The sequence below is a fragment of the uncultured Nostoc sp. genome (assembly GCF_964247315.1).
GTDB lineage: Bacteria > Cyanobacteriota > Cyanobacteriia > Cyanobacteriales > Nostocaceae > Nostoc.
Genome location: NZ_CAXTTT010000064.1, coordinates 19,335 through 44,024 on the forward strand (window position 1 = coordinate 19,335; position 24,690 = coordinate 44,024).

General features: G+C 41.0%; 24 protein-coding genes, 1 tRNA gene and 2 pseudogenes. 12 read left to right on the forward strand and 15 right to left on the reverse strand.

What is annotated here, in order from left to right:
- Positions 1-135: 135 nt before the first annotated feature.
- The 6 genes from ACFE93_RS19335 to ACFE93_RS19360 all read right to left on the reverse strand — a co-directional run bounded on the left by ACFE93_RS19335 (position 136) and on the right by ACFE93_RS19360 (position 6,995).
- Entirely contained in the window at positions 136-1,665 is a 1,530-nt protein-coding gene (locus ACFE93_RS19335) for an efflux RND transporter periplasmic adaptor subunit (protein WP_375475263.1), read from the reverse strand.
- A gap of 69 nt (positions 1,666-1,734) precedes the next feature.
- Positions 1,735-2,085, reverse strand: coding sequence for a hypothetical protein (locus ACFE93_RS19340; protein ID WP_375475265.1), 351 nt, complete (start codon positions 2,083-2,085; stop codon positions 1,735-1,737).
- A gap of 355 nt (positions 2,086-2,440) precedes the next feature.
- On the reverse strand, positions 2,441-3,784 hold the full coding sequence (locus tag ACFE93_RS19345; protein WP_375475267.1) for a hypothetical protein: 1,344 nt from the start codon (positions 3,782-3,784) through the stop codon (positions 2,441-2,443).
- Positions 3,785-3,926: 142 nt separating this feature from the next.
- Positions 3,927-4,640, reverse strand: coding sequence for a hypothetical protein (locus tag ACFE93_RS19350; RefSeq protein ID WP_375475269.1), 714 nt, complete (start codon positions 4,638-4,640; stop codon positions 3,927-3,929).
- A 1,172-nt stretch (positions 4,641-5,812) separates the two neighbouring features.
- Entirely contained in the window at positions 5,813-6,085 is a 273-nt protein-coding gene (locus tag ACFE93_RS19355) for a GlsB/YeaQ/YmgE family stress response membrane protein (protein WP_104909288.1), read from the reverse strand.
- Between the two features lie 430 nt (positions 6,086-6,515).
- Positions 6,516-6,995, reverse strand: coding sequence for a DUF4174 domain-containing protein (locus ACFE93_RS19360; RefSeq protein WP_375475271.1), 480 nt, complete (start codon positions 6,993-6,995; stop codon positions 6,516-6,518).
- Between the two features lie 55 nt (positions 6,996-7,050).
- Here ACFE93_RS19360 and ACFE93_RS19365 point away from each other — a divergent pair, with 55 nt between their 5' ends.
- Positions 7,051-7,248 (forward strand): hypothetical protein, encoded by a 198-nt coding sequence (locus tag ACFE93_RS19365; RefSeq protein WP_375475273.1) that lies wholly within the window; start codon positions 7,051-7,053, stop codon positions 7,246-7,248.
- 137 nt (positions 7,249-7,385) lie between these two features.
- On the opposite strand, the gene ACFE93_RS19370 is transcribed toward ACFE93_RS19365, so the two are convergent.
- Positions 7,386-8,366: an aldo/keto reductase gene (locus ACFE93_RS19370; protein WP_375475275.1), complete on the reverse strand. Its 981-nt coding sequence runs from the start codon at positions 8,364-8,366 to the stop codon at positions 7,386-7,388.
- A gap of 614 nt (positions 8,367-8,980) precedes the next feature.
- Between ACFE93_RS19370 and ACFE93_RS19375 the strand changes: the two genes are divergently transcribed.
- The gene (locus tag ACFE93_RS19375) at positions 8,981-9,163 is read left to right on the forward strand and encodes a hypothetical protein (protein ID WP_292867934.1); all 183 of its coding nucleotides are present in this window, start codon (positions 8,981-8,983) and stop codon (positions 9,161-9,163) included.
- A gap of 254 nt (positions 9,164-9,417) precedes the next feature.
- On the opposite strand, the gene ACFE93_RS19380 is transcribed toward ACFE93_RS19375, so the two are convergent.
- Positions 9,418-9,606 carry a hypothetical protein gene (locus ACFE93_RS19380; RefSeq protein WP_104909283.1) on the reverse strand — a complete coding sequence of 63 codons (189 nt, stop codon included), beginning with the start codon at positions 9,604-9,606 and terminating at the stop codon, positions 9,418-9,420.
- A gap of 296 nt (positions 9,607-9,902) precedes the next feature.
- On the opposite strand from ACFE93_RS19380, the pseudogene ACFE93_RS19385 reads away from it, so the two are divergent.
- Positions 9,903-11,229, forward strand: a pseudogene (locus tag ACFE93_RS19385) (IS4 family transposase).
- 110 nt (positions 11,230-11,339) lie between these two features.
- On the opposite strand, the gene ACFE93_RS19390 reads toward ACFE93_RS19385, so the two are convergent.
- On the reverse strand, positions 11,340-11,594 hold the full coding sequence (locus ACFE93_RS19390) for a hypothetical protein (RefSeq protein WP_375475277.1): 255 nt from the start codon (positions 11,592-11,594) through the stop codon (positions 11,340-11,342).
- A 268-nt stretch (positions 11,595-11,862) separates the two neighbouring features.
- On the opposite strand from ACFE93_RS19390, the gene ACFE93_RS19395 reads away from it, so the two are divergent.
- Entirely contained in the window at positions 11,863-12,252 is a 390-nt protein-coding gene (locus tag ACFE93_RS19395) for a hypothetical protein (protein WP_375475279.1), read from the forward strand.
- Between the two features lie 146 nt (positions 12,253-12,398).
- Here the strand turns inward: ACFE93_RS19395 and ACFE93_RS19400 are convergent, their stop codons facing one another.
- Positions 12,399-12,611, reverse strand: a complete 213-nt coding sequence (locus ACFE93_RS19400) for a type II toxin-antitoxin system HicB family antitoxin (RefSeq protein WP_375475281.1) — start codon at positions 12,609-12,611, stop codon at positions 12,399-12,401.
- Positions 12,595-12,861, reverse strand: a complete 267-nt coding sequence (locus ACFE93_RS19405; RefSeq protein WP_375475283.1) for a type II toxin-antitoxin system HicA family toxin — start codon at positions 12,859-12,861, stop codon at positions 12,595-12,597. The genes ACFE93_RS19400 and ACFE93_RS19405 overlap by 17 nt, the downstream gene beginning before the upstream one ends.
- Before the next feature lie 524 nt (positions 12,862-13,385).
- Between ACFE93_RS19405 and ACFE93_RS19410 the strand changes: the two are divergent.
- Both ACFE93_RS19410 and ACFE93_RS19415 read left to right on the forward strand, forming a co-directional pair.
- Positions 13,386-13,718 (forward strand): annotated as a pseudogene (locus tag ACFE93_RS19410) (pentapeptide repeat-containing protein); the annotation flags it as partial.
- A 22-nt stretch (positions 13,719-13,740) separates the two neighbouring features.
- On the forward strand, positions 13,741-14,370 hold the full coding sequence (locus ACFE93_RS19415; RefSeq protein ID WP_375475285.1) for a TenA family protein: 630 nt from the start codon (positions 13,741-13,743) through the stop codon (positions 14,368-14,370).
- A gap of 266 nt (positions 14,371-14,636) precedes the next feature.
- Here the strand turns inward: ACFE93_RS19415 and ACFE93_RS19420 are convergent, their stop codons facing one another.
- Positions 14,637-16,256, reverse strand: a complete 1,620-nt coding sequence (locus tag ACFE93_RS19420) for an iron uptake porin (protein ID WP_375475287.1) — start codon at positions 16,254-16,256, stop codon at positions 14,637-14,639.
- Between the two features lie 404 nt (positions 16,257-16,660).
- Between ACFE93_RS19420 and ACFE93_RS19425 the strand changes: the two genes are divergently transcribed.
- The 4 genes from ACFE93_RS19425 (at position 16,661) to ACFE93_RS19440 (ending at position 19,554) form a co-directional block, all read left to right on the forward strand.
- Positions 16,661-17,602 (forward strand): metal ABC transporter substrate-binding protein, encoded by a 942-nt coding sequence (locus tag ACFE93_RS19425; protein WP_375475307.1) that lies wholly within the window; start codon positions 16,661-16,663, stop codon positions 17,600-17,602.
- A gap of 99 nt (positions 17,603-17,701) precedes the next feature.
- Complete coding sequence (locus ACFE93_RS19430; protein ID WP_375475289.1) at positions 17,702-18,478, forward strand: metal ABC transporter ATP-binding protein; 777 nt, start codon at positions 17,702-17,704, stop codon at positions 18,476-18,478.
- Between the two features lie 47 nt (positions 18,479-18,525).
- Positions 18,526-19,407 (forward strand): metal ABC transporter permease, encoded by an 882-nt coding sequence (locus ACFE93_RS19435; RefSeq protein WP_375475291.1) that lies wholly within the window; start codon positions 18,526-18,528, stop codon positions 19,405-19,407.
- Between the two features lie 74 nt (positions 19,408-19,481).
- Positions 19,482-19,554 (forward strand) — tRNA-Phe (locus ACFE93_RS19440).
- 607 nt (positions 19,555-20,161) lie between these two features.
- Here ACFE93_RS19440 and ACFE93_RS19445 read toward each other — a convergent pair.
- Entirely contained in the window at positions 20,162-20,647 is a 486-nt protein-coding gene (locus tag ACFE93_RS19445; protein ID WP_375475293.1) for an HNH endonuclease signature motif containing protein, read from the reverse strand.
- A 386-nt stretch (positions 20,648-21,033) separates the two neighbouring features.
- On the reverse strand, positions 21,034-21,201 hold the full coding sequence (locus ACFE93_RS19450; RefSeq protein ID WP_375475295.1) for a hypothetical protein: 168 nt from the start codon (positions 21,199-21,201) through the stop codon (positions 21,034-21,036).
- Between the two features lie 1,156 nt (positions 21,202-22,357).
- Here ACFE93_RS19450 and ACFE93_RS19455 point away from each other — a divergent pair.
- The gene (locus ACFE93_RS19455) at positions 22,358-22,744 is read left to right on the forward strand and encodes a hypothetical protein (protein ID WP_104907343.1); all 387 of its coding nucleotides are present in this window, start codon (positions 22,358-22,360) and stop codon (positions 22,742-22,744) included.
- Between the two features lie 48 nt (positions 22,745-22,792).
- Here the strand turns inward: ACFE93_RS19455 and ACFE93_RS19460 are convergent, their stop codons facing one another.
- Entirely contained in the window at positions 22,793-24,067 is a 1,275-nt protein-coding gene (locus ACFE93_RS19460) for a lipid-A-disaccharide synthase (protein WP_375475297.1), read from the reverse strand.
- 364 nt (positions 24,068-24,431) lie between these two features.
- On the opposite strand from ACFE93_RS19460, the gene ACFE93_RS19465 reads away from it, so the two are divergent.
- Complete coding sequence (locus ACFE93_RS19465; RefSeq protein WP_375475299.1) at positions 24,432-24,683, forward strand: hypothetical protein; 252 nt, start codon at positions 24,432-24,434, stop codon at positions 24,681-24,683.
- The last annotated feature ends 7 nt before the right edge of the window (positions 24,684-24,690 follow it).

The following is a 24,690-nucleotide window of genomic DNA, read 5'->3' on the forward strand; positions in this document are numbered from 1 at the left end:
TTTATCGGACGCTTTGTTAATGCGTTGGCTTGCGTTGTTAATGCGTTGGCTTGCGCTGTTAATGCGTTGGCTTGCGTTGTTAATGCGTTCTCCTGTATTAAAAGCGCTATGCTTTTAGGCAAAACTGTACTTATACTAAGGGCCACCAGGAGGAGGCCCACCCATACCGCCAGGAGAAATACCTCTGTTAGTATTACTATTTTTGTTAGAATTCGATGGCGCACTCACCAAAACCTTTTCATTTCCTTGTAAACCTGATTGCACTACGGTTTTGTTATTTACCGTAGCTCCAGTTTTAATTGGCATAAATCGAGTGCTGCCATTTTCCGTAAGCACCTGCACTCCAGTACCATTACTTTGACGAGCGATCGCTACTGTTGGTATAACAAGCACATTGTTTAATTCGCCTGCATCGAATTTCGCATCAACATTCATGCTTGGAAGCAGAAGAGTCTCAGGGTCAGTGAAATCTACTTTGACTTTAACGCTGGTAACATTGGTTGCCACAGTTGCCTGAGCCGCAACCTGGGCAACTTTTCCCTTAAAAGTTTTGTCAGGATAGGCATCGGCTGTAATACTTACTGACTGCCCTACCTTAATTTTGCTAATATCGGTTTCAGCTATATTTGCCACAACCTGATAAGTTGATGCCAGTGACAGAATCGAAGAAGAGGTCGATCCCGAAACCGAACTCCCTGATGTAGTTGGTGTAACGAAATCACCTGGATCGGCATACTTGGAAGTGACAATACCAGTAAATGGGGCACGAATTACTGTGTCTTGAATTTGTGTTTGAATCGTTTTTAGGCTACCCTGTTGCTGAGTCACTTGAGCGCGTGCGGCGTCAATATCTTCTTGGCGGTTTCCTGCTTTTAGTAGTGCTAAAGCTTGCTGTTTTTCCTCAACCACAGCCTTTAGTTGCTCGATATCTTCTTTGCGCGATCCAGCTTTTTGCAATGCCAGCGCTTGCTGGGTTTCATTTACGGAAGCTTTCGCGCTATCTTTGTCGGCGCGTTTTTGGTTTAAAGTCTGAAGGGAAATAGCACCAGCATTGTATAGTTGCTGATTGCGGCTCAAATCATCTTCGGCTTTTGTTAAACTTGCTAGAGCTATTTTTAAACGTGCATCAGCCTGAGCAATATCTTGAGAGCGATTACCTGCTTGTGCTTTTTCTAAAGTCGCTTGGGCTTGTTCTAATTGCGCCTGTGAAGCAGCAATATCTTGAGGACGATTACCAGCGATCGCCTTTTGCAAATTCGCTTGAGCAGAAGCCAGAGATCCCTGTGCTTGAATTAGTTGCCCTTGCAGATTTGAATCATCCATATATGCCAGGATTTGCCCCGCTTTTACAGAGTCACCTTCATCTACCAGCAATTTCTTTAGCTGTCCAGAGCTTTTGGGGCTGACGTTGGTCGATTGCTTGGCTTCAACAGTACCGTTAGCTGAGATGGTAATCGGTAACGTTTCTCGCTCGACTGGGACTGTCTGCATTTTGCTTCTGGCTTCTTGAGTGGAGGAAATCACCGTCTGACGGTAAACGAGGTATCCACCGCCTGTAAGTGAACTGAGTATCAATAACCCCATCAGCCATTTCGTCAGTTTGCCTTTGATCAAACCTTCTTTAAAAGGTTTGAGTGTAATTTGTTGGGGAGAATTAAGTGTCATATATTATGAATGCACCTTGGTTGTAAACAACAATTGAGTCGTTGCGATCGACTTTTGCAAGCAGGATGATTAATTGCTCGGAGGACGTGCCGGAATCCCCAAGGCTTCCCGCAATTTCTCTTCAGTAACACCAAGTTTTGTCGCTGCTGCTTTCAGATCGGGACGGCGACGCTCTCCATCTGGTGGATTGGTTGGATTAGTGGGTACTCCTAAAGCTTCTTTTAACTTGGCTTCGGTAACACCAAGTTTTTGAGCCGCAGCTGTAAAATCTATCTGACGGTGCGATCGCCTTCCTTGCGGTAGTTGCTCACGCGTTTGAGGAGAGTTTTGGGCGGTCAGATTCGGGTTACTGCCTGCTTGACTACAGGCTGCAAGCGTGAGGGAAATGGCTGTCAAAACTAGAAATTGACGAATAATCATAACAATCAATCTTGTTTCGCTGAGATTGGAAAGAGTTGATAGTTTTAATTACACCAGCCCAATATGACAGCTTTGCCTTTATCTGAATTACAAAATTGTAATAATAGCCGATTCTCATTTGAATAAATTACACGGGTAGGGTAGCACAGCTACCTGTGCTACCCTACTGGCGTGGCAAGGCTAAATTGTTGCAAAAAAATTTGTAGGTTGGGTTGAGGAACAAAACCCAACACTCAGATTGATGTTGGGTTTCGCGTTGCTCAACCCAACCTACCAGTTTAAGGTTTTTAACGCTACTCAAGCTTATTGGAAACTAGCGCTCCAACTTTTCGCTAAATCCCCTTATGTCATATAATTACGAATTAAGGATTTTTAAAGTTCGGTGTTTATTACGGACTATCCATAGTAGAACAATTAGCAATACAAGCGCTTTGATCGTTGATGGCTCCATTACCTTCTTGACTTGCGTGGGGCTTTGAGGAGTCACACTACATGGAATTTCAATCATCTGTGTGTGATTGGAACTATTACCACTGGGAGTCAGATCGCATTCGCCTTTGTTGTTGAGAGACAAAGGTGGATTTCCTGGAGAAACAGGTGCAGGTGGTTGAGGAGATGAAGAAACAGGTGGTTGAGATGAAGAAACAGGTGGTTGATCTGAAGAACTATCACCACCCAGTAGTAGAAGCAGAATTAAACCAAGACCCCCAACTCCGATTATTGGCCAAAGTGGAAAGGAATTAGAACTGTCTGGTACCAAGACATCTCCCGTAGAGCCAGGGAAAGCATCAAAAGCTATTGTTTCTCCATCCAAGGCTAGTGGATTGTCAGTCAGCAAAGAATCTCCTGCGATATCTTCTCCTAAGAGCTGATTAAATTCCCCTGGAATCGCATTATTGGGGCGTCCGAGTTCCCCACCATCTTCGGAGTATGGATAGGATAGTACTTCAAAAATCTTTTGTTGGAGTTGGTTCCGATCTCCAGAATTCAACGCATCCAAGCCTGTAGAGATTTTATCTAAATAAAAATTTGTCATCTCTGGCGACAGACCTAGAGACTGAATCTGCTCTTGAATGTTGGAAATTTGTGAGGCCTCTTCAAACAGCAGTCGTCCGTATGACAATTTCAGGTCTAGTAATCCATTACGGAGGCTAACAGAGTCATTGACTCCTGAGTATGGTGCCCAGTAGAACTGCTTGGTTACAAGTCCGAGTCCTTCTACTGGATTGCGACCAAAAGGTTGTCCAAGAAGGTATTGAGATCCATCCATGATTGCGGGAGATGCGTTTCTCCAAAATGAGGCGTAAGGCACCGCAGAGAGATTGGGATTATTACCGTAGAAGCTAGCGAAATTCTGGAAGTTTTTCTCCCCACCGGCTGCTCGGATCAGAAGGTTTTGATAACTAGTCCCATTGTTTAACTCCACTAATTGTTGGATTACCGATCCAGTTTTATTGCAGGTCAGACCAAATCCCACATCACATCCAGGAATGACTCGCATCTGGCTCAAACTTTGGTTATTAATTTGGTACTGGAGATATTCAGACTCCAGTCCTTGTTGGATACCATAGCGTCCAACATTTAGCTGTGCAAAAGCAGACTGACACGTAGTGAGTACTACTGCAACAGATGAAAATGCGATCGCTGCAAAGCGAACTACCTTCGGCATCGCAATTCTTTGAACAATTGATTTAGGCAAGATGCACCTCCACTAAACGACAGCAATTTTATTGGGGATTGGGGATTGGGGATTGGGTATTGGGGACTGGGTATTGGGTATTGAGAAAGTATTCCTAAATATTTATTTCCTATTTCCTATTCCCCAGTCCCCATTCCCCAGTTCAACTCTTACCTAAATAAATGTTGATCGTGATTCCTGTACCTTTGAGATTTCCTGATGAGAGTGTGTGATATAAGACTATCGCCCGGTTTGGTTGGTCAAAAAGATACCCACGACGTGTAGGTTTGATCTTCCCTTCCTTGACTAAGGAAACGAAGGCTTGTAGATATCTACGTATACCTTGACGATTCTCTTTAGTAGTATTCGTATGACGCTCAATCAGCATCATAAAGAAGTCCAAGCTACGATTTTCCTGCCCTTGAATCAGACTGCCTTCATCTAAAAAAGAACTTGCTATGAGCCTGCTGTTAACTTGTTTGACCTTAAATAAAGTAAAATAACGTCCCTCTTTTTTAGGATCATTGGCATAACAAACCCAGGAACCCTCTTTATTTTGTGTAAAACCCTGTTCAGCAAGGTAAGAAAGCAAAGAATTATTTGCTTTAGTTTGTGGTGGAGGTAATAAATCCTCAATAGGATCTAAAGAGCAAATTCTCTGTGTTGTTTTCTGTGGATAAACAGCCGGAGTCTGCTGGGTATTGACGCGAAAGGGTTTGTCATCAGACATTTGTGGTGTTTTCTGTGGATAAACAGCCGGAGTCTGTTGGGTATTGACGCGAAAGGGCTTGTCATCAGACATTGCCATGCTAGACATTGCAGCCAACGCAGATACTTGGAGAACGATCGCTCCAAACAAACGAACTATGATATTCATGTTTTCTCTGTTACTCTTACTGACTTTGTGAATAATCGAATTTTTACTAGATCGAGATTGATCTAGCAGTCCTAAATTATTTGTTAAATTTAAGTGTTTGCCTAATTTGATCGAGCGTAGCTTAAGTTTTCACTAATCAAATAGGACTTTTATATAGGTAACTAAGCACAAAGAGAATCAATATCTAAATAAAACACACAATGTTAATGTATTATTGACAATACAAATTGGGCTTTTTGATATTTTTACATATACAAAAAACTATTGACATTGTGTCAAAACTTTTCTATTTACTCTTGTCTAATTTTTTGCCATTCTAAGAGGGTTTTATGCCTTTTTCGCTGGCTATGATGATTCCGAAAAAAGAGCCTTAGTTAGCTCTTTAGTACCTTATATAAGCAGATTCTCAAAAGCTCTGTGCTTTGCACATTAGGGCTTCTGTTGATTTCCTGGGTAGGTTGAATAATTTTTTGTTTTTTGAAGTAGCACACCTAACTAGCTGTTTCAGCATGGTTACAAATTGATGTATAAATAATATCTCCCTGACAGTAAGATAATATTACCATGAGCTTGAGACACGCAACAGTATTGTGGACAGTTGTCAAAGTTGTACACTGGGAATCGTAACTACCTCTTCATTAAATTTCATAGCAAATAGCTCAGAGGCAAGCTTAATCTATTTATACACCACTAGTATTAAGTTCTTAAATACTATTAGTATGTAAACTCCTAATAACATGTGTGAAATATAACTTTAATCAAGATAAAACACGTATAAATAATAGATTGCGATCGCTAACCCAAGTTTTTAATTATCCTACCAGGCGATGTCTATGATGGGCTACGTTTATACACCAAACAAAATTAAGTTAGATTACAAGTATAAAATTTGCGATTTATGACGCTGTTGCTGTTGTTGCCACAGACTTTATAAGCCTGTAAGGCAGAGATTTAGGACTTCTCTAATATAATACTAATTCAAAAAATGTTTGCGACAGATAGGGCATCCAAAATAAAATCATAGCCTCAACATTATCAATCTGAATAATGTTGAGGCTATCAGCATGACAAGCAGCAAATTTTGTAAATAATTATTGTTAAACAGAACTTACACATTGACAGGTAAAACAAAAATTGCGTAAGTTCTAAATTAGTTAATTCAATTTAATTTATTACAAAGCACTGCGGCTAGTTAACGCGTTCCACAAGAAGACTGCAACAATTGCACCAAGAACTGCTACCGCAATACCGGGAATACTCAAAGAGGGAGCCGCTAGAGCAAAGCTTCCTGTACTGAAGAATACACCCAAACTACCACCAATAAAAGCACCAACGATTCCTAATAAAATTGTTGCTAAAATTCCGCCGCCTTGATGACCAGGGTAGATAGCCTTGGCGATCGCACCAGCAATTAGACCTAAAACAATCCAAGCAAGAATATTCATTGTTTTTATTTGATAAACGTTTTTTAGTAACAAATACACAATAACAATCCAAATATTGACATTCAATCTACCAACAGAAGCAATGATCGATAGCCTTGAGGATGAACGCTATTACTTCTAATGATGAACTCCCTTAATTAGAGATGGATAATAAAAAAAGCTCCTAGTAGGTCTAAAACTAGGAGCTAATAAATTCATTGCTTGATAATTGCAGTATATACGTTTTTAATAAGTGTTCTCATCTACTTGAAGAATTAAGAGGCTGTTTGAAAGCAGAGACTTTTGTAGGTTCGCACTTAAGTTTACTCAACTTGTAGAACTCTGGTGCTGTAAGAGGTTTGCGCTTAAGGATTGGCGTAGCATTTGTAGTAAAGGGCAATTAGCTTTACTTGCATTAATGTTAAACAAGAAAACCAACTGCTTTACCAATTTATCGTTCTTGCATTTCTTGCTGACGCATGGGCATAGCGTCAATTTGCTTAAAAATTGCTGTCGCTTGCACTGGTGTAGTTTCTTGGCGCTTAACACCACCATCTTTGCCGATCAAAATGACACGAAAATTTTCTCGCTCAACCCCAAAACGATTTCGCAAATTTGCCACAGAAGACTCATCTATTAATTGTCCGTTTGCATAGCTTTTATCTGTTGCCAAAACTTGAACGAGAACTAAATCTCGGTCTTTAAAACCATTTTGGTGCTGGTTAAATACCTGCATCTGTTGCTGATAGTTATGGTTTTCAACAGACGGTGCAAAGATTAGCAGCACCCGGTTTTGCCATTTTTGGGAGCTGAGGTTAAATGAAGACATTTTGATAGTATGGGGTGAACCTTGGATAGTACCAGCAATGCTGACGGGCGATAGGGCTATAGAGGCGGTGAGGGTCAGGATGATTAATACTGAGTTATTCACTTTGGGGCTTGTTATGCTCATAATATGGACTATGACATGAACGAGGTTTGATGAGATGTCAGAAGCTTTTCCAGATTCTTCTCAACTGCAACAGTGGCATCAAGGTATTGAAATAGCTAACCGCAATAACATTTTCTGTCATTGTCGTAGTTGCAGCTATGAATGGGTGGATTCTGTGATTGATGCAGTCTGTAGTAAATGCGGCAGTAAAGATATTGAACATATCTCGTGCTGGCAGTTTCCAGATGATTGAATAAGTATCTAGATATCTAGCCGATATAGCGATCGCTACTTTTGACATTTCCTCTCAGAATTCTGGGTTAAGCTGCGGTAATATCTACTTGTGCATCTAAAGCAGAATTTGAAAAAATACTCCAGCACTCAGATCGATCAACGGTTAACAGTACTCATGTCAGGATAGCGTTCGCCAGCTGCCACATTTTTTGGTGCAACTGTTTCCAGTCGATTCAACTCTTGTTCAGTCAGGATAATTTCGGTAGCTGCAATATTCTCTTCCAAGTAAGTACGGCGTTTTGTACCAGGTATTGGGACAATATCTTCTCCTTGAGCGAATAGCCATGCTAAAGCAAGCTGACTAGAAGTCACTCCTTTTTCGCTGGCGATCGCTTTGACTTGCTCTACTAATTGCAGGTTTTTATAAAAATTCTCACCTTGAAAGCGAGGAGAATTTCTTCGATAGTCATCAGGTGCAAGATCGTCAGGGCTAGCGATCGCACCTGATAAAAATCCTCTTCCTAATGGGCTATAAGGAACAAACCCAATTCCTAATTCCCGCACAGTTGGTAAAATTTCATCCTCTGGCTCTCGACTCCAAAGAGAGTATTCTGTTTGCAGTGCAGTAATGGGGTGAACTGCTACAGCCCGTCGAATCGTCGCCGGAGCAGCTTCCGAAAGCCCCAAATAACGCACTTTTCCCAGCTTGACTAACTCTGCCATTGCCCCGACAGTATCTTCAATGGGGACAGTTGGATCTACTCGATGTTGATAATAGAGGTCAATCACTTCAACTCCCAGACGTTTTAGCGAGGCATCGCAAGCTTGATGGACATATTCTGGTCTACCATCAACCCCTTTAAAACCACCATCTTCAGTACGGACATTGCCAAATTTAGTTGCTAAAACTACTCGATCTCGGCGATCTTTAACTGCTCTGCCTACTAGTTGCTCGTTGGTAAAAGGCCCATACATATCAGCAGTATCAAGAAAATTAACTCCAAGTTCTAACGCCCGATGAATTGTCGCGATCGCCTCAATTTCATCCCGACCGCTATAGAACTCAGACATTCCCATGCAACCAAGTCCGATAGTTGAAACTTCTAACCCTTGTTTGCCTAGCTTTCTGGTTCTCATAAAATAATTTCCTACTCAGTAATTGGTCTTAGAATATTACGCCTTTCTGCATTATCCCTTTCCCTTTTACCAAGTCATCTATTATTAGAAGTATTTACACTGATATAAGTATGTTGATTTGCGGGTACTTCACCTTTATTTTACCAGCCGTATTAAGACAGCTTTCCAGTATAGGCACTTTTACTATGGGTTTTCTAGTAAATTACTAGCCAGTTGTAACCTTCGCGCAGCGTCTCGTAGAGAAGCGATGACCAAACGCTATGAATTGGCTGCTGAGTTATTTTACAGCGTTGGGTCAACAACTGGCGATTTGTGGTTGTTCTGTTATGTTGATATCTTATTTAAACCGCAAAATAGAGAGTTGTGATGCCAAATTGCCAGAACTTTTTAACCTGGCATTGTCACTTCAACTTTTTCTTAGAGGAGAAAGTGGATAGAGTTGACAGCAGTTTGGTTAAATACCTCCACCAATTCAAGAGACAACTTTTAGCAAAAGTTCGTTAAGCACCCACAATAATGGTCGGTTGTTACATACACCAGTCTGATTGTTATTCGTCAGAATGTAATGGTGCAATCTATTGCACTCTTACAAAAGCTAAATACAGAGGTAAAATATGTTTCCTTTTTGGGGTAATCCATGTTACGGAAGCGAACCCATTTCGCACAAAACTAGCTTAGAGCGGAAATTAAAATTCTTGATTTGGATGCGAGATGATTTAGAGTCCAAACTAGCTGGTATTAATGCTTCTATTAATACCATTCGTCAGCAAATAGAACGTTCCGACTCACCTACTTAGAACTTAGGTGATACAGCAATTCATCTCATCACCTACCCAATAAGCAGGTGATGAGATGAATTGCAAGTGAGTTGACGACTATTAAGGTGATTTCTGATGAAAAAAATACCTATGTTGACGAGTTTCAACTACTTCGACTTCGCTCAGTACAAGTTCGCTTAACTCTCGACCATTCAGTTGGTTGAGCGAACGCGAGTGCGTCTCGCAGAGAAGTCGAAACCAACGGCTATGATAAATTTATTACTAGAATTCATTTAACCTGTTAACTTAATGACACCTTGGCTCACTAGAGATTCAAGCTGAGAATGATGCTGTGTTTGCTCTCGTAGCAACTTGAGTTGCGCGTAACTGAGAATGTGTAATCCTGGCCGGACAACATAACCTTCAATGGTAATGCTTTGTGGCTGTTGGCTGTCGGTGCGATTGTAGCTAATTGAAGGCATATTTACAAAGGGCAAGTTAGAACTGATTAGTAGAAGAGAGTTTGATTCTTCACTCTCTTATAGCTTCACACAAGTTTCTCTTAAAGGGTAACTAAGGGTTGCGTTTGGCTTCCAGTATTGAAAGAAACTATGGAAGTTATCGCCAAAGATATAAAAAACTTAGCGTTGCATATTTGCGGAATGATTTTGCTAGTTTTGTGGGATGGGCATCTTGCCATTGGTGTCAAGTTAAGAAAATGAGAGTCTTGTCAAGTGGGTAAAACTTAATGGTTAAACTCAACACAAGGGCGTAGAGAATAGCTATGAGTAAGCCACGTAAGAAACAAGGAAATCCAGACTTTCGACATCGAGTAACTTCTCCAGCCCCAACAAGCGAAGAGATAGAATCACGATTGATTGAGCTAGTAACTCCAGGGACATTTGCCAATCTTAAAGATGTAAAAGACAAAGAACGCAGTTTGCGATCGCGGGTACTAACCTTGCCCGTGATGGCAGCAATAGTATTGAGTTTGGTGTATCGACAAATAAATTATTTAACAGATGTGCTGCGCTGCCTAGAAGTAGAAGGATTGTTGTGGGTAGAGGCAATGTCTGTGAGTCGGCAAGCTTTATCTCAACGCCTAGAGAGCTTGCCAGCACAGTTATTCATTAAGCTGTTTGAGCAAGTAATAGAGTGTCTTGCAGCTAAGAAAAACACCCTTGAAGTTGCACCCCTTTGGACATCAGTAGCACAGAAGTTTGGTGCGGTATGGATTGCGGATGCCTCAACTTTAGAAGCAGTCAAAAAACATTTGGGACAACTGCAACAAAAAACAGGTGCAGTTTTAGGTGGGAAGATGCTGATAGTAGTAGAAGCATTTAGTCATCGCCCAGTGGCAGCATTTTTCGATGCTGATGCCAAACGCAATGAAACGAAGTGGTGGCAAGAACTAACAGAGCGCTTGCCAGTGGGTGGTTTACTGATAACAGATATGGGTTTTTATGGTTTTGAGTGGTTTGATACCCTAACACAGCAAGGAAAATATGTTTTAACTAGACAAAAAGCCAAGGTGCGCTATCGGGTAGTGCGCTGCCTTTCGAGTAGTTCTTATTACAAAGACGAAATCATTCAAATGGGACTGAACCATACTGATCCTTGTCGTTACCCGATGCGCCAAGTATCAGTACTCTGGTGTCAAACTTGGTATCATTATTTAACTAATGTCCTTGACCCACAACAGCTTTCTCCACAGCAAGTATGTGATTTGTATCGCCGACGTTGGAAAATTGAGGATGCATTTTTACTCACAAAAAAATTGTTGGGTTTATCTTATTTGTGGGTTGGTGGCACTAATGGTGTACAGATGCTTTTTCTTTGCTACTTGGATTTTCTATGCTGTCCTCAATGATTTGTGTACTGATGTTGCTGTTGCTTTACAACAGCCCATTGAACGCATTTCTATTGAAATGGTCTTTCGCAGTTTATATTTTTTCCACCGCGCACTCCTGAAAAACACACAACTGCTACTTATCCCTTGGTTGGTTGAGCATCAACGCTCTATGGGCTTGGTCAAAGCCGTGCGTCAGCGACATCGACGCAACGCTGCAACCTCGCTTAACATCTGGGCTGATGCCTTAACTTGACACCAATGGCGTCTCGCCCGCCCTACAAGAATCATCCCTTGATTCAGCAACACAAAAAACTTTAGTTAATTAATCAGTCAGTTATAACTAATAATTGATTGCTGACTTGATTAGAAGGGGTTTCCTTTTTCTTTTCTTTGTCGTTGCAATGCTTCTTCGTACCACTTTAATTCATCCAAAAATTGACCGACTCTTTTGGTCAAAGCAGCTTCCTGTGAAGCACCTGCTTCATCCAGAGAGTCCCCAATTTTAGAAATAGCAAAAATGCTTGAAATAGTAGGCATTCCCATCTCTAAGAGAAAAGCGCGTAACTGGATGGCTGCCCGCACTCCTCCAAAGCTACCAGTTGAGCAATCACACACCACAGACGTACAACTTCAAAGTTAACTTACACCTGCCACTGACCCAGGACTCCGTTGCAGTAAGGCTCACCATCAAAAATTGGGATATTTTACAAAAATATTTTTCAAGGGTGATTTAAGTACAGCATTTGGGAACAATTTATGGAACTCAGGTTTTTGTAGGTACTTAGGTGATTTCTAAGTACCTACAAAAAGAAGATAAACCTGTTGAAAATGCAGCCTGAGTTTCCCCAAAAGAGAATAAATCACCAAACTTGTAATATCTATAAAAATGCTTAATTCTGAAATTCAAAAAGACCTTCGCCATAACTTTACTGTCAGTGTTATTGAAAGTGGGTTTTTTGGTTTTGGGAGTGGTTTTGCTTCATTTTTCACGATTCTTCCGCTATTTGTTAGCACTCTTACCGATTCTGCATTGCTCATCGGTCTGATCCCAGCTATTCCACGCTTAGGCTGGCAATTACCTCAGCTATTAACAGCTAATAAAGTAGCTGATCTACAGTGTTACAAACCAACTGTAATGTTGTTGACAATTCATCAGAAGCTACCTTTTTTGGGATTAGCACTGGTGGCTTTGTTACAATTAGAACTAAATCACCATCCTCTTAAGTTGACACCAATGGGCATTGCCGTGTCCCTAGCCATGTACCCATTCAAATGAGAATCACTATAACTTAGATACGATAATGGCAGCCAGTAGAATTTTTTAGGTCTTTTAGTGAAGATTTTTCTGATACGTATCTAAATATGGTATTAAATATTTCTGAATAATACGAAAAAATCAGTTTAACTTGGTTTGTATATCAACTAAATGTACATCAAACGTGGTCTAGGTTCAGGAACTGGACGCCCTAAATCTTTAGCAGTTTCTATCCATTCCTGCACAACTAATTCTACATTATGCAGGGCTTCTTGATAAGTATCACCATCAGCAGCACAGCCTGATAACTGTGGGACTTCAGCAATAAACGCTCGATCTAGTTCACTCCAATAGAGAATAATTTCATACCGAAACATCATTTTTACTTCCTAGCTTATATTTGAGAATCACTGCCCGAACTTGTTTAATTTGATAGCTTTTGGCTTTTCCTTTTTTATGTTGCAGGTTCAATATTTCCTCAACATCGGCTTTGACAAAAATACGATGATCGCCACGAATCCGTTCTTTAAAGCCTAGTGTATATAAAAGTTGCCACAGTTGGGCGAAAGGGATATCTGTATCAGAAGTCCCAGAGAGAATTTTTTCTAAGAGTTTGTCTTGCTGACTCACGTTTTTCTGACTGCCTTAATATTTCTATAGTCTCATATTTATTTAAAATCAGGGTATACAAAAGCAAATCTATGATTTTGCTCCTGAGCGAGAGCATCCCTGATGACAATGACTAATCCAGTTCTCAGGGCAAGCTTTAGGCTTGGATACTGCTCTACAATTTACTTGATTTGAAAAATACTAATTATCTGGATGTTACAGTTGCTTTTTTTGAAGCAATATTTTGCAGTGAGTTTAATTTGGTGACATTAGTTTCGCTTATAGTGGAGTGTATTATTTCTCTTGACGAATGATGCTTATTTATTATTCTTGCTGAGGTTATCAGTCTTAATATCGGCTCAATTGATAGCTTGACGACTTTTCTATCATCCTTTAGCATAGCCTTCCACAGGAAAGGTATCGCCAATTTATCAGTGATGTAGACAACTACAGAGGACAAATTGTTGAGATTGCTCATATCATAATGCTGAGGTATAAATCCATCTCAATTAATAGTGATATTGAGTCAAAAATATTACACAAATATGAAAAGCCAAATTCTAAGCGCAGTTGCATTTTTAACCACGATTAGTTTGACAACAACCGTACAAGCGGCAAATTCTGAAGATGTTAAACAGTTATTAGCAACCAAACAATGTCAAAACTGTGATTTGACAAGTGCAGGTTTAGTGATGGCTGACTTATCTGGAGCCAATTTGAGCGGTGCTAATCTCACAGGTGCTAACCTCAGCCGCGCAAACTTGAGCGGCGCAGATTTGCGGGGTGCAAACTTAAGTGGCGCGAGTTTATTTGGCGTTAACCTGAGCGAAGCTAAATTTAATGGGGCAAATTTGACGGGTGCTGATTTGAGAATGACAAATGACAAATGACAAATGACAAATGACAAATGACTTATCTAAAGAATTATGGGCAGCAAATCAAGACTTAGCCCAAGTTTGCCTAGAGCATCCTTTCGTTCGGGGCATTGGTGATGGTACTCTTGAGCGAGCGAAATTTGCTTACTACGTAGGGCAAGATGCTTTTTTCTTAGAAGCTTTTGCGCGTGCCTACAGTATCGCCGCAGCTAAAGCACCAGACTGGTTAGGTTTCACCACATTTCATAATTTAGCTAGTGGAGTTTTAGAAGAACTACGGCTGCATAGTAGCTATGCTTATGAGTGGGGAGTCAATTTGTATTCTGTAGAACCTGCATCTGCCACCCGCCGCTATACTGATTTTTTGTTAGCAACTGCTTGGAGCAAAGATGTGGGTTTAACTGCTGCGGCGATGTCTCCCTGTATGCGTTTGTATGCCTTTTTAGGAGAAAAATTGGCTTGTAACGGTATTCCTAATCATCAATATGCAGACTGGATTCGTACTTATAGCAGCGCAGATTTTCAACCACTAACACAACAATTAGAAAATTTGGTTGACAATTATGCCGCTACCAATTCTGTTGTGCATTCAATTTATCGTTATGCGATGTTTTGTGAGCGCGACTTTTTTCAGGCTGCGTGGATGTTCAATTAAGCAAATTCATATCTAGCAATCTTTTTGGCCTTTCCTAACCGTCAAACTCACATTGTTTTAATACCAATTTGAAAAAATAATGCGACAAATAGGCCATTTGTAGAGACGCGATTTATCGCGTCTTTAGCAAGGATGTGTTGCAATCATTAATTGAATTGGTATAAGATATCAAGCTCGGTAAAAATGCTGAGTTCTATTTTGAAACCTATACACAAAAGAAAAGACGCAAAAGATAAATTTGCGTCTTATTTTAAGATTTTAAAAAATTAGAAACTGAATGTGGTTCTCAATGCACCAATAACAACATCATCATTAGTGTCGTTGTGATCTGGAGATGTTAACCAGATGACTCCAGGAGTAATGGTGATATTGTCACTCAGCTTATACTGATAGAAAGCCTCAAGATGATAGGATGTATCAGGATCGTTATCCAACCCTGCAATGTTAGAACTTGTCACTTTCGGCTCCATACCAGCAATAATACCTGCTAAGTTACCTTTTTTACCGAGGTCAGGGAAGCCAAGAGTGACAGCATAGTTCCAAATATCAACATCTCCACGGGTTCCTCTCAAGCTTTGGCTGTTGGTGTATCCAGCCCAACCACCCAAGACAATGTTATCAGTGATCCCAATGGATGCTTCGATACCGTAAGAATTACTGGAAAATCCTACTTGCTCTTCAGGTAAACCCTGGATAGCTGCTATATCCTGGAAAGTGGCGGCATTACTACCCGTGAGTAGTGGTTGGTTGTAGGAATTGATGTAAGTTAAACCGATAGAAATGCGATCGCTTGGTTTAACCGTTAGCTGCGCCAACGCCCCGTAAGAACCATTAAACAAACCATTATTAGGTGTAGGGTCATTAGCTGTACCACTCAAATATCCTAGACTCAGTGCCAATTTGTCACTGAACTCGTGCGTTACTGCCAACCCCGCGCCATTTATCTGGCCATAAATTGGGTTGCGTGTACCAAAGGTGGACAAAGCACCAAAGGAGCCATCACCGTCAAAGAGATTGACAGTACTGGTAATATCATCTGCTGCCGCTGCGTTGGCAAGAGCAGTAACCTCTGTTTTTTCACCCAGAGGGAATTTGTAATACAAAGCATCTATAAAAGCATTAGTGGTACCATCACCAGCAAAGAATAAGTTACCCTCTGGTGTACCGATGTTAGGGCTGAGAATATTATCAGCCTGGATTCTAGTGAACAGCGTATCTTTCCCTGTAAAGCTGGTTACTAATTCTATCCGCGCCCGTAACCCTAAAGTTGTATTCTCATCTGTAATTTCCGCACCGTTGACTGTATTTCCTGACAAAACATCGCTGACGACTGCGATAACTTCTCCTTGCAGTTTGGTTGTGGTTGAAAACCGATTCGCCTCCAATTCAGCATTACGTACTTCTACTGCATCCACACGACCTCGGAGTGTCGCTAGTTCGGCGGAAAAATCTTCTTGCAACTTTTGTAATGTGGCTAAATCTTGTTTGTTAACTAAATCGCCACTGGCTGTAGCAATAAGTTCGTTAACGCGATCGAGACAAGCATTCAAACCAGCAGCAAACTCATATCGCGTCAATGCCCGATTACCGCGATAAGTGCTATTTGGGTATCCTGCAATGCAACCATAGCGCTCAACTAAAGATTGCAATGCTTGAAATGCCCAGTCAGTGGGTTGTACGTCCGAAAATTGAGACACAGAGGTAACTTGTCCCATTCTCTGATCTGGCGCTATGTTCTGAGCTTTTGTGTCTGGATTAGCTAAAACTTGTGGTTGATTGATTTCAGACGTCTTGGATATTTCACCTGCAAATGTAGCAGTATTCACAAATAGCATTACACCGCAGATTGCTGGACTAACTAGCAGATATTTACAGAATTTTTGCATTTTTCTCCTCACACCGATCTCCAATTCACACCCAAACCACGTTTTTTTAACGTGTATTTCATGAAAATCTTTGTCAGTAATCTTATCAGAACTCAGCAACCTTTTTAAGAAAAAAAGTCAAGAAATCCTAATTATTTAGGGAAAACTAAATTGCAGAGCGCTGTACCTTCTGAAAAAGTTTTGTTGTTACTCATTACACAGCAAACCCAGAATGATATTATGTACTAAAAATGAGAATGAGAATTATTATAGTATAAAATTTAGAATACTTTCCATTGTCAATAGCGATGATGACAGAGGTAAAGCAAGCATCGGTTTGGAGGAGAAATATTGTGATTGTGAATTGCAGAGAAATTAGAACAGGTAGGCAAAAAAGCGGCATCTTGCCCATAATTGCTCTGCTAATGTTGTCGATGGCTACTGGGTGTAGCCAATCGAATCCCAATCAGGGAACAACTTCCGAACAGTCGCCGCGAGTACAGGAAGCTGCTTCTACCCCAGCAGTGCAGTCGGGAAAAACTAAAGTAGTGGCGACATTTTTGCCGATATATTTGTTTACTAAGGCAGTAGCTGGGGATGTGGCAGATGTAGAAATTCTAGTGCCACCTGGTACGGAGGTACATGAATACCAAGCGACACCAGCAAATGTCAAAGCGATCGCTACTGCTAAGGTGTTAGTAAAAAATGGTTTAGGTTTGGAGGAATTTCTGGAAGGTACTGTCAAAAATGCCCAAAATCCCCAATTAACTGAAATTGATGCTAGTAAAGGTATTAAACCCTTAAATGAAATTTCACCTGTTGTAAAAACAACGCCAGATGAAAAAGATCGCGAACATAGTCAGGGTAATCCTCACGTTTGGTTAGATCCAGTTTTGGCAAAACAGCAGGTAATCAATATTCGAGATGGATTAATTGCTGCCGACCCGGCGAACAAAGCTACTTACGAAGCAAATGCTACAGCTTATATTAAAGAGTTAGAAAGTTTAAACAGCGAATTTCAGCAAACTTTGCAGAAAAATCCCAGTTGCACCTTTATTACCTTTCATGATGCGTTTCCATATTTAGCCAAACGCTATAACCTCAAGCAAGTTGCGGTGGTGCAAATTCCCGAAGATCAACTTTCCCCAACAGATGTCCAAAATGCCGTCAATGCTGTGAAAAAATACAAAGTTAAAGCTTTATTTAGCGAACCAGGAGTAGATAATAAACTCCTGAACAGCCTATCTAAAGACTTGAAATTAAATTTGCGTACTCTGGATTCTCTAGAAACTGGCGAAACAGATCCACAGCATTATTTCAAGGCAATGAAAGCTAATTTGCAAACTCTGGAAACATCGTGTAAATAGATTTGTCATTTATCAGTTGTCTTTTGTCCTTTGCAAATGACCAATGACCAATGACCAATGACCAATGACTAATGACCAATGACCAATGACCAATGATTAATGATTAATGACATTCCTATTTTGAAAGTAGAAGGATTAACTGTGTATCAAAGCAGCTATCTAGCTGTTCGAGATGTTTCCTTTGAATTATTGCCAGGAACAGATACAGCCATTGTTGGCCCCAATGGTGCTGGTAAAAGTACCCTGGTAAAAGCGGTTTTAGATTTGATACCTCGAAGTGCTGGTACGATTGAAATCTTAGGTCGTCCAATTGCCAGATTGGGGCATTTACGCCACACGTTGGGCTATATGCCGCAAAACTTCATTTTTGACCGGAGCTTTCCTATTTCTGTCAGCGAATTAGTTGGACTGGGATGGACTAAAGAAGGCAAAAAAAAGAGTTCATTTTTTTCCAAGCTGGTGAGACAAGACCGAGAAAAATCGGCAGCAGTAACAGAAGCTTTACGGCGAACTGATGCTTATCATTTACAGCATCAAGCTATTGGTACTCTTAGTGGCGGTCAACTTAAGCGGGTTTTATTATCTTATTGTTTGGTAATGCCTCGCAAACTCTTGGTACTAGATGAAGCCTTTGCTGGTGTTGATGTGCAGGGTGCAGCAGATTTTTACGCTTTGCTAAATGAATTAAAGCGAGAGGAAGGTTGGACAGTATTACAAGTTTCTCACGATATTGATATGGTTAATCGCCATTGCGATCGCGTGCTTTGTCTGAACCAAAGCATTGTTTGTACTGGGAAGCCAGAAATTGCCCTTTCACCGCAAAACCTGTTAGCAACTTATGGCCCAGGTTTTAGTCGCTACCAGCACCAACATTAAAAGAATTCGTAATTCGTAATTCGTAATTCGTAATTAAAGAATGAAAAATGCCAGTAATTATAGATTTCTTCAATGATTATCAGATAACTTGGTTAGCGATCGCTAGTAGTAATGACTTGCTAGAGTTATTACAGCTTCCTTCGATACAGCGTGCGATTGTTGGTGCTGCCTTGATGGGAATACTTGGCGGGATGTTGGGTAGTTTTGTTACCTTGCGCCAGTTGTCATTTTTCAGCCATGCAGTTGGTCATGCGGCATTGGTAGGTGTGGCGTTAGGTGTGCTGCTACAAATAAATCCTACTTGGATGCTATTACCTTTTACCTTAGTTTTTGGGGTTATTGTCCTTTACTTTATCGACAAAACAGACTTAGCTAGCGATAGCATACTTAGCATAGTGCTATCTGGGGCATTAGCGATCGGTTTAATTCTCACGAGCCTAATTAAAGGATATCGTGGCAACTTGATGGCTGTATTGTTCGGGGATATTCTAGCGATCGACACCACAGATTTAATTTTGACGCTGCTAGTTCTTGTGGGAGGCAGCATATTTTTACTATCAACTCTGCGACAGCAAATTTTATTGACCCTTAACCCCGATGTAGCCCAAGTTCAAGGCGTTCCCGTGCAATTGTACCGCTACGCCTTTGTGGTTTTGCTTTCACTTGCTGTTGCTGTCGCGATTAAAGCTGTTGGTGTTTTATTAGTGAACGCCTTTTTGGTCATTCCCGCCTCCACCGCCAAACTGATGAGTTACCACTTTAGCCGCTTTCTAGTCATGTCGGTGATAGTTGGTTCTATCAGCAGCATTGCTGGCATCATTGTCTCAGGTCTTTTCAATCTGGCTTCTGGGCCAAGTATTGTTCTTGTCCAATTTCTACTATTTGTAGCCGTTTTCATCTGGTTTAAGTTCAGTTTGAAAGCTGCATAACTATTTTTCTCCAAAGACTTGCTATATTCTTTTATCTTTGCTACATTAAGTAATCGTGGCTCACAAAAGCCCCAGCCGGGATAGCTCAGTTGGTAGAGCAGAGGACTGAAAATCCTCGTGTCACCGGTTCAAGTCCGGTTCCTGGCATACATCACAGACAAAAAGGCAACTGACATACGACATACACTGACATAGTGCTGACATAGAAGGTAAAAACACCGTTGGTAGCATTAGTAGCAGCAACAGACGCTATCTGTACCGTTGACAACAAGACACAAAAAAGGGTAAGGACTTTTAAAATCCCTACCCTGATAAAAAACACTACACGGAAAAACGACGATGGCAGTGAATGAGAGACGGTCGTAAATCGATGTAACGGTACACCGTGCGATCAGTGTGTGTGTTGCTACGCCGATGGAATACGCTCGTGACGTGTTTTTTGTCGATTTCCCCGCCCACCCACGATCCTAGGGTAAGTGGTTTTTGGGTAAAAAGCAATACAAGATTTGTCATACAGTAGTACTGAATTTTTCGATGGACTGCGATCGTTTACCTCACGACAGAGTAACGTCTGGAAAGTTATAACTTTCCGAACTCTCGAACGCTTGCTGTAAGCGCTGTCATGAGAGGGTATATGACAAGTCTTATATGCCGATGCAAGCCCACTGCAAAACAAAACCCCTAGAGGCGATTCTAGAGGTCATTGGTGATGCATTGGTAGTGTAGATGTACTAACGCCGTGAAACGAAGGATGTTATGCAAGGTGTTTCCACGTCTTACCCGATGCAATGTTTCTGATAGTACGCTCGGAGACACCGTAAACGACCGCAATTTGCTTATCAGACCGCTTACCCTCGCCTATCTGCCCTTTTATTGCCCTAACCGTTTTTTCTGTGAGTTTTGCAAAGTGATTATTCTCACCACGGCGTAACGTGCTTTTGTTGGATTCCTTACGTGGAACGTATTTCAGGTTATCTACACGATTGTCTAAGCGATCGCCATTGATGTGAGTAACGAAATCGCTGTTCTTACACTCACCGATAAACATCGCCGCTACAAGACGGTGAACCGCTTCGATCTTACCGATAACACTATGACGTAAATGAACTTTACGATAGCCGTGATATGAGATTGAACCCTTTAGGGGTTTTAGAACGCCGCCGATGTTACGGTAGACAGTACCATCATCACCGATGCTGTGACTGGACTCAAAACCGGGAATTGGTAGAATGTTGCTCATGGGTACTTCGTGTATGTTCACCACAGCATACAAAGTGGATACCCGTTTTATTGACGACCGTGGATACTACAACACACGGCATCGGTAAAAGATACGACGTAGGTTGATTTTTAAAACGACGTTTTTGTATGACGTTTTTAATGACGTAAAAAACGACGTATATAAACGACGTTTATAAAATAAGGGCATGATTTAAGGTGGAAACATTGCAGCGCTTAAGGCGTTTCACCCTCTTTAGTTGTGTTATTTGTTAACTCTGTTTGCGACTGTGCTTTCAATACGTCGTACCAATACTGCGTACCTCTATGCTTTGACTGTGCGTTTTATACAAAAAAAAGGTGGGTATATGCCCACCTTTGAAGTTTAATTATGTGCGCGAAGCACAATTAAGAATGAAAAAATTGCCAAAGTTTCAACAGTGTAAACAGCAAGGATAAGATTGCTGCGATCGTTGTTACAATTGGCTGCCAGAATCTCAACTTCTGGCGCAACCACCAAAGCAGTGAATCTCTGTGCTTTGGTGGTTCAAGAAATTTATTTTTCTGTGTGGTCATGGAATTAAAATTGAGGTGGATTATTTTGAACGCCTGGCATTTCTTCCAGGCTTTTTCTATGTAACTAGTACTCAGCTGTATTTTTTGGGCATTTTTTGCTAAGTACCTAAAACAAAGCCCCAGACATAGACAGCCTGGGGCATCCACATTGAATGCGCTATTAATGTTATTGCTTACAGAATTGACGGAACGTTGCACTTTATTTAACCTCCTTTGGTTTACTAGGAGGCTGCTTTGAAGAGAGCGTTTGCAACAATTCCGGTAGCTAAAAGCTTAATTTATGCTGCTTTATTTAACCGGGTATTCGTGCATACAACTCAAATCACAGATTGCAACAGCAATTTGTAACAAACTCTTGACATCTGCATATAAAATACAGTTGTCCTAAGCTTCTTCAAGGCTAGCCCTGAAGTTAGGTTGAATGAACGAACACCACAAACAGCTATGCGGTTCCTTTCCCTTTTTCCGTCTCAGGGACGAATGATCAAAGTCCTGCTTTAGTCAGAGGTGTTTTTGCTGCGGGCGTTCGGAACGGGCGCTGCGGGACGGGGGAAAGGAGCCAACAATAAGATAACAATTTTCAACGTTTGAAGCAATTGGCACGAGTAAACTTTTCTGCAATCTCTTGCACTTTTTGGATTTTCCAATACCTGGCACTGGTTCCAAGGTAGGCTCAATGAAGCAGCGATCGCTAAAAGAATGCTGAATTGAATTAATATTTGCGCCTAGCATATCACTGCTAGGCTTTTTTATGTGTAGGGTACACCCTGCTTATGAAGTGACATACACGATTGTCATTTCAGATGACATTTCAAATGACATATACAAATAACACTTCTGGAGTCCTCGTGTCACCGCTTCAAGTCCGGTTCCTGGCACTCTCTTAAACCCCTTGAAATCTAATAATTTCAAGGGGTTTGTGGTTTGTAGGTACTAGCTTATATAGAAAAACTATTGTAGCTTTGACTAAAATCCAGGGCATTTTTTGATATCTTTAGATAGAGAATGGGTGTAAAACTGGTGTAAACAAGCTCAGAAGCGGGAGATTTGCCAAGTAGTTGAAATCTTGTTAACGTTTATGCTTAAAATTGCACAAGAGGTTTATTTAGCATCTACTCACAGCTAAAGTTAACCCTTTGCAGGACTACCCCAAGCAATGCTGACTGAAATTTTGCCTTTCCGTTTTGAGTTAGACACGATCGCGATCGCTGGAGCGAGTTTGTGGTCATTGGCGCTATATCTAGGTTTTTCCAGAGTCAATGAATGGGTAATCGAGCAACTCAATCGCTGGTTTAACTTTGCCGAGCGATCGCTCTACACCAGCCAGTCGGAATTTGAAAAGACTCGTAAAGCCAGAGAATCCCAAAATGCTTTCTACGCCTCACTGTTTAGCATTGTACCTTTTTTGGTAGTCGGAACTTTATGTAACTGGGTTCTGGAAATTAGTTTAGGTGAGAGTTGGGGAATTAGTACAGGTATATTGGCCTGTATGGGTGCCGGCATTTATGAACTTGGGCGCAGGGATGGAGAATCTTCAGATTAAGCCAGAGTAAAAATTAGGGGGATGTTGCTTTGATTACTCTCTTATCTCTCATGACTTCCCAATTTCTTCACCAACAATCTGTGCTATCTTCTGGGCTGCACCGCTTTCACCGCGAATATTACGGAGTTTAGCGCGCATATCATCCAATTTTTCTGGATTCGTCAAAAAGTCTAAAACCATTTCTCCAACTTCTTGCGGTTGAAGTTTACCTATAAGTTCTGGCACAATCTCTTCCTGTGCCCAGATGTTTGGCCATGCTAATAAACCTTTGCGTCTCACAAATCTCAGAAACGACCAATTAATCACCTTAGCAAAGGGTGTACCGACTACTGGCAGATTTGCCAACAATCCAGGTAAACCATCCCAAGAACGCATAGCATCGAGTTGCTGCGTTGGTAGTAAAACAATCATTGGCACTCCTAAAGCACCAAGTTCGGCAGTGTTTGCCCCCACTGTGGTTAAGCAGATGCAGCACTGGGATAATAAGTGATATGCAGGGTTTTCTTGCCACAGTTCCACGGTTAAACCTGTTACTGTTTTGAGCAATGCCTTACCTTTAGCATCTTCTGGGACAATTAAGGAAGCACCATCAAAGCCAAAGGTTTCAGCAATAGAGTTCTTTTGGGGATCGGCAAAACTAGCTAAAGTTGGTAAATCCAAAGTTGGGGCTACAGGAATTACAAATCTGGTTTGCGGTCTTTTTGCACGAACATATTCGGCAATAGCTAAACATAATGGTACTCCTTGGGCTAATTTTGCTGCTTTCGATCCAGGGAGTAAACCAATGATTGGGGAGTGCGGAGTAGGGAGTAGGGAGTAGGGAGTATTGACTTGTTCTTGTGCTTCTAGCATCAAATCACCGATAACAGTGAATTTGTGAGCATATTTGTGGGGGACACGGGCTGTAACTTCTGGTTTCATAATTCCAAAGCGATCGATCCAGTTATGCCACCTGGCTGACCATTCGGCATAAACTACTGTGCGATATCCGAGCTTTTTGCCTATAATCACTGGAAAAATTTGATCGCCGCCCAGAAAAACTACTACACCGCGACTTCTCCAATCCCAATTTTCAAATGTTTTGCCCCAAAGCAAAAATTGCCAAAAATGTTCTGCTTTTTGAACTCTATCTACTTCTGGATAAGAAAGAGCGATCGCTGCTTCTTTACCACTGGCATTTGAGCAAGGTGATAATACTACAGAAATCCTCACTAAAGAATGGTCATCCCCTAATTCTTGCCGCAACGCCTTTACTACTGGACGCACCCAGGTTGTTACTTCACCCGGGCCATTTGAAAGGATCAGAATATCTACTTGAGTCATTAGTCAAAAGGCAAATGTTATCTAATTCCTTACTATGTTATAGGTATATACTGTAGCTTGTTAGTGATATTTGATAATCTGTTCTACATTTAATTTGTTGCTACTATTAGTTAGTTTTTCAGGGAGTTTAACTCGCACTTTTGCCTGTTTGATGTGGGCTTGATGGTCAGCAAAATTTAGGGTATTGATAATCGCAGCTATAGATAACAATCATAGCTGCGATTATCAATAATTTTTTGGGCAATCTAAATATACATAGCCCTTTTTTTTGCTTACCAAACCCATTGTTTAGAGGGTGAATCCTGTGATTAAAGGCAACTCCAGCCCATCCGCTCCCAAAATATATTCCTCGCGCAATTTATTAATGCGATTTATTCTTGGCGGCACTACTCTTATTGTAAGTATTTCTGCTTATTTTAGCTATCAGGCCGCTCGGAAAATAACGCTAGAAGACTTGAGAGGAAAAGCTTTTTTAGAGGTACAGAAAGGGGTTGATGAAATTGAAGAATGGTTGCATGTTCGCAAAGTCGAGGTGCAAACCATTGCTCAGACTTCTGCTGTACGCTCCTTACCCGGATTTCTCACAAGCAGTAAAAAATCAATTTACATAACTTGATGTGAGA

What these genes read in the sequence shown, in the direction of transcription:
- ACFE93_RS19350 (WP_375475269.1), bottom strand. Translation starts at nt 4,640, where the DNA reads ATGAATATCATAGTTCGTTTGTTTGGAGCGATCGTTCTCCAAGTATCT.
- ACFE93_RS19340 (WP_375475265.1), bottom strand. Translation starts at nt 2,085, where the DNA reads ATGATTATTCGTCAATTTCTAGTTTTGACAGCCATTTCCCTCACGCTT.
- ACFE93_RS19445 (WP_375475293.1), bottom strand. Translation starts at nt 20,647, where the DNA reads ATGAGCAACATTCTACCAATTCCCGGTTTTGAGTCCAGTCACAGCATC.
- ACFE93_RS19415 (WP_375475285.1), top strand. Translation starts at nt 13,741, where the DNA reads ATGACAAATGACTTATCTAAAGAATTATGGGCAGCAAATCAAGACTTA.
- ACFE93_RS19435 (WP_375475291.1), top strand. Translation starts at nt 18,526, where the DNA reads ATGCCAGTAATTATAGATTTCTTCAATGATTATCAGATAACTTGGTTA.
- ACFE93_RS19455 (WP_104907343.1), top strand. Translation starts at nt 22,358, where the DNA reads ATGCTGACTGAAATTTTGCCTTTCCGTTTTGAGTTAGACACGATCGCG.
- ACFE93_RS19460 (WP_375475297.1), bottom strand. Translation starts at nt 24,067, where the DNA reads ATGACTCAAGTAGATATTCTGATCCTTTCAAATGGCCCGGGTGAAGTA.
- ACFE93_RS19400 (WP_375475281.1), bottom strand. Translation starts at nt 12,611, where the DNA reads ATGATGTTTCGGTATGAAATTATTCTCTATTGGAGTGAACTAGATCGA.
- ACFE93_RS19420 (WP_375475287.1), bottom strand. Translation starts at nt 16,256, where the DNA reads ATGCAAAAATTCTGTAAATATCTGCTAGTTAGTCCAGCAATCTGCGGT.
- ACFE93_RS19395 (WP_375475279.1), top strand. Translation starts at nt 11,863, where the DNA reads ATGCTTAATTCTGAAATTCAAAAAGACCTTCGCCATAACTTTACTGTC.
- ACFE93_RS19375 (WP_292867934.1), top strand. Translation starts at nt 8,981, where the DNA reads ATGTTTCCTTTTTGGGGTAATCCATGTTACGGAAGCGAACCCATTTCG.
- ACFE93_RS19355 (WP_104909288.1), bottom strand. Translation starts at nt 6,085, where the DNA reads ATGAATATTCTTGCTTGGATTGTTTTAGGTCTAATTGCTGGTGCGATC.
- ACFE93_RS19430 (WP_375475289.1), top strand. Translation starts at nt 17,702, where the DNA reads ATGATTAATGACATTCCTATTTTGAAAGTAGAAGGATTAACTGTGTAT.
- ACFE93_RS19365 (WP_375475273.1), top strand. Translation starts at nt 7,051, where the DNA reads ATGTCAGAAGCTTTTCCAGATTCTTCTCAACTGCAACAGTGGCATCAA.
- ACFE93_RS19380 (WP_104909283.1), bottom strand. Translation starts at nt 9,606, where the DNA reads ATGCCTTCAATTAGCTACAATCGCACCGACAGCCAACAGCCACAAAGC.
- ACFE93_RS19370 (WP_375475275.1), bottom strand. Translation starts at nt 8,366, where the DNA reads ATGAGAACCAGAAAGCTAGGCAAACAAGGGTTAGAAGTTTCAACTATC.
- ACFE93_RS19465 (WP_375475299.1), top strand. Translation starts at nt 24,432, where the DNA reads ATGCGATTTATTCTTGGCGGCACTACTCTTATTGTAAGTATTTCTGCT.
- ACFE93_RS19335 (WP_375475263.1), bottom strand. Translation starts at nt 1,665, where the DNA reads ATGACACTTAATTCTCCCCAACAAATTACACTCAAACCTTTTAAAGAA.
- ACFE93_RS19450 (WP_375475295.1), bottom strand. Translation starts at nt 21,201, where the DNA reads ATGACCACACAGAAAAATAAATTTCTTGAACCACCAAAGCACAGAGAT.
- ACFE93_RS19425 (WP_375475307.1), top strand. Translation starts at nt 16,661, where the DNA reads ATGTTGTCGATGGCTACTGGGTGTAGCCAATCGAATCCCAATCAGGGA.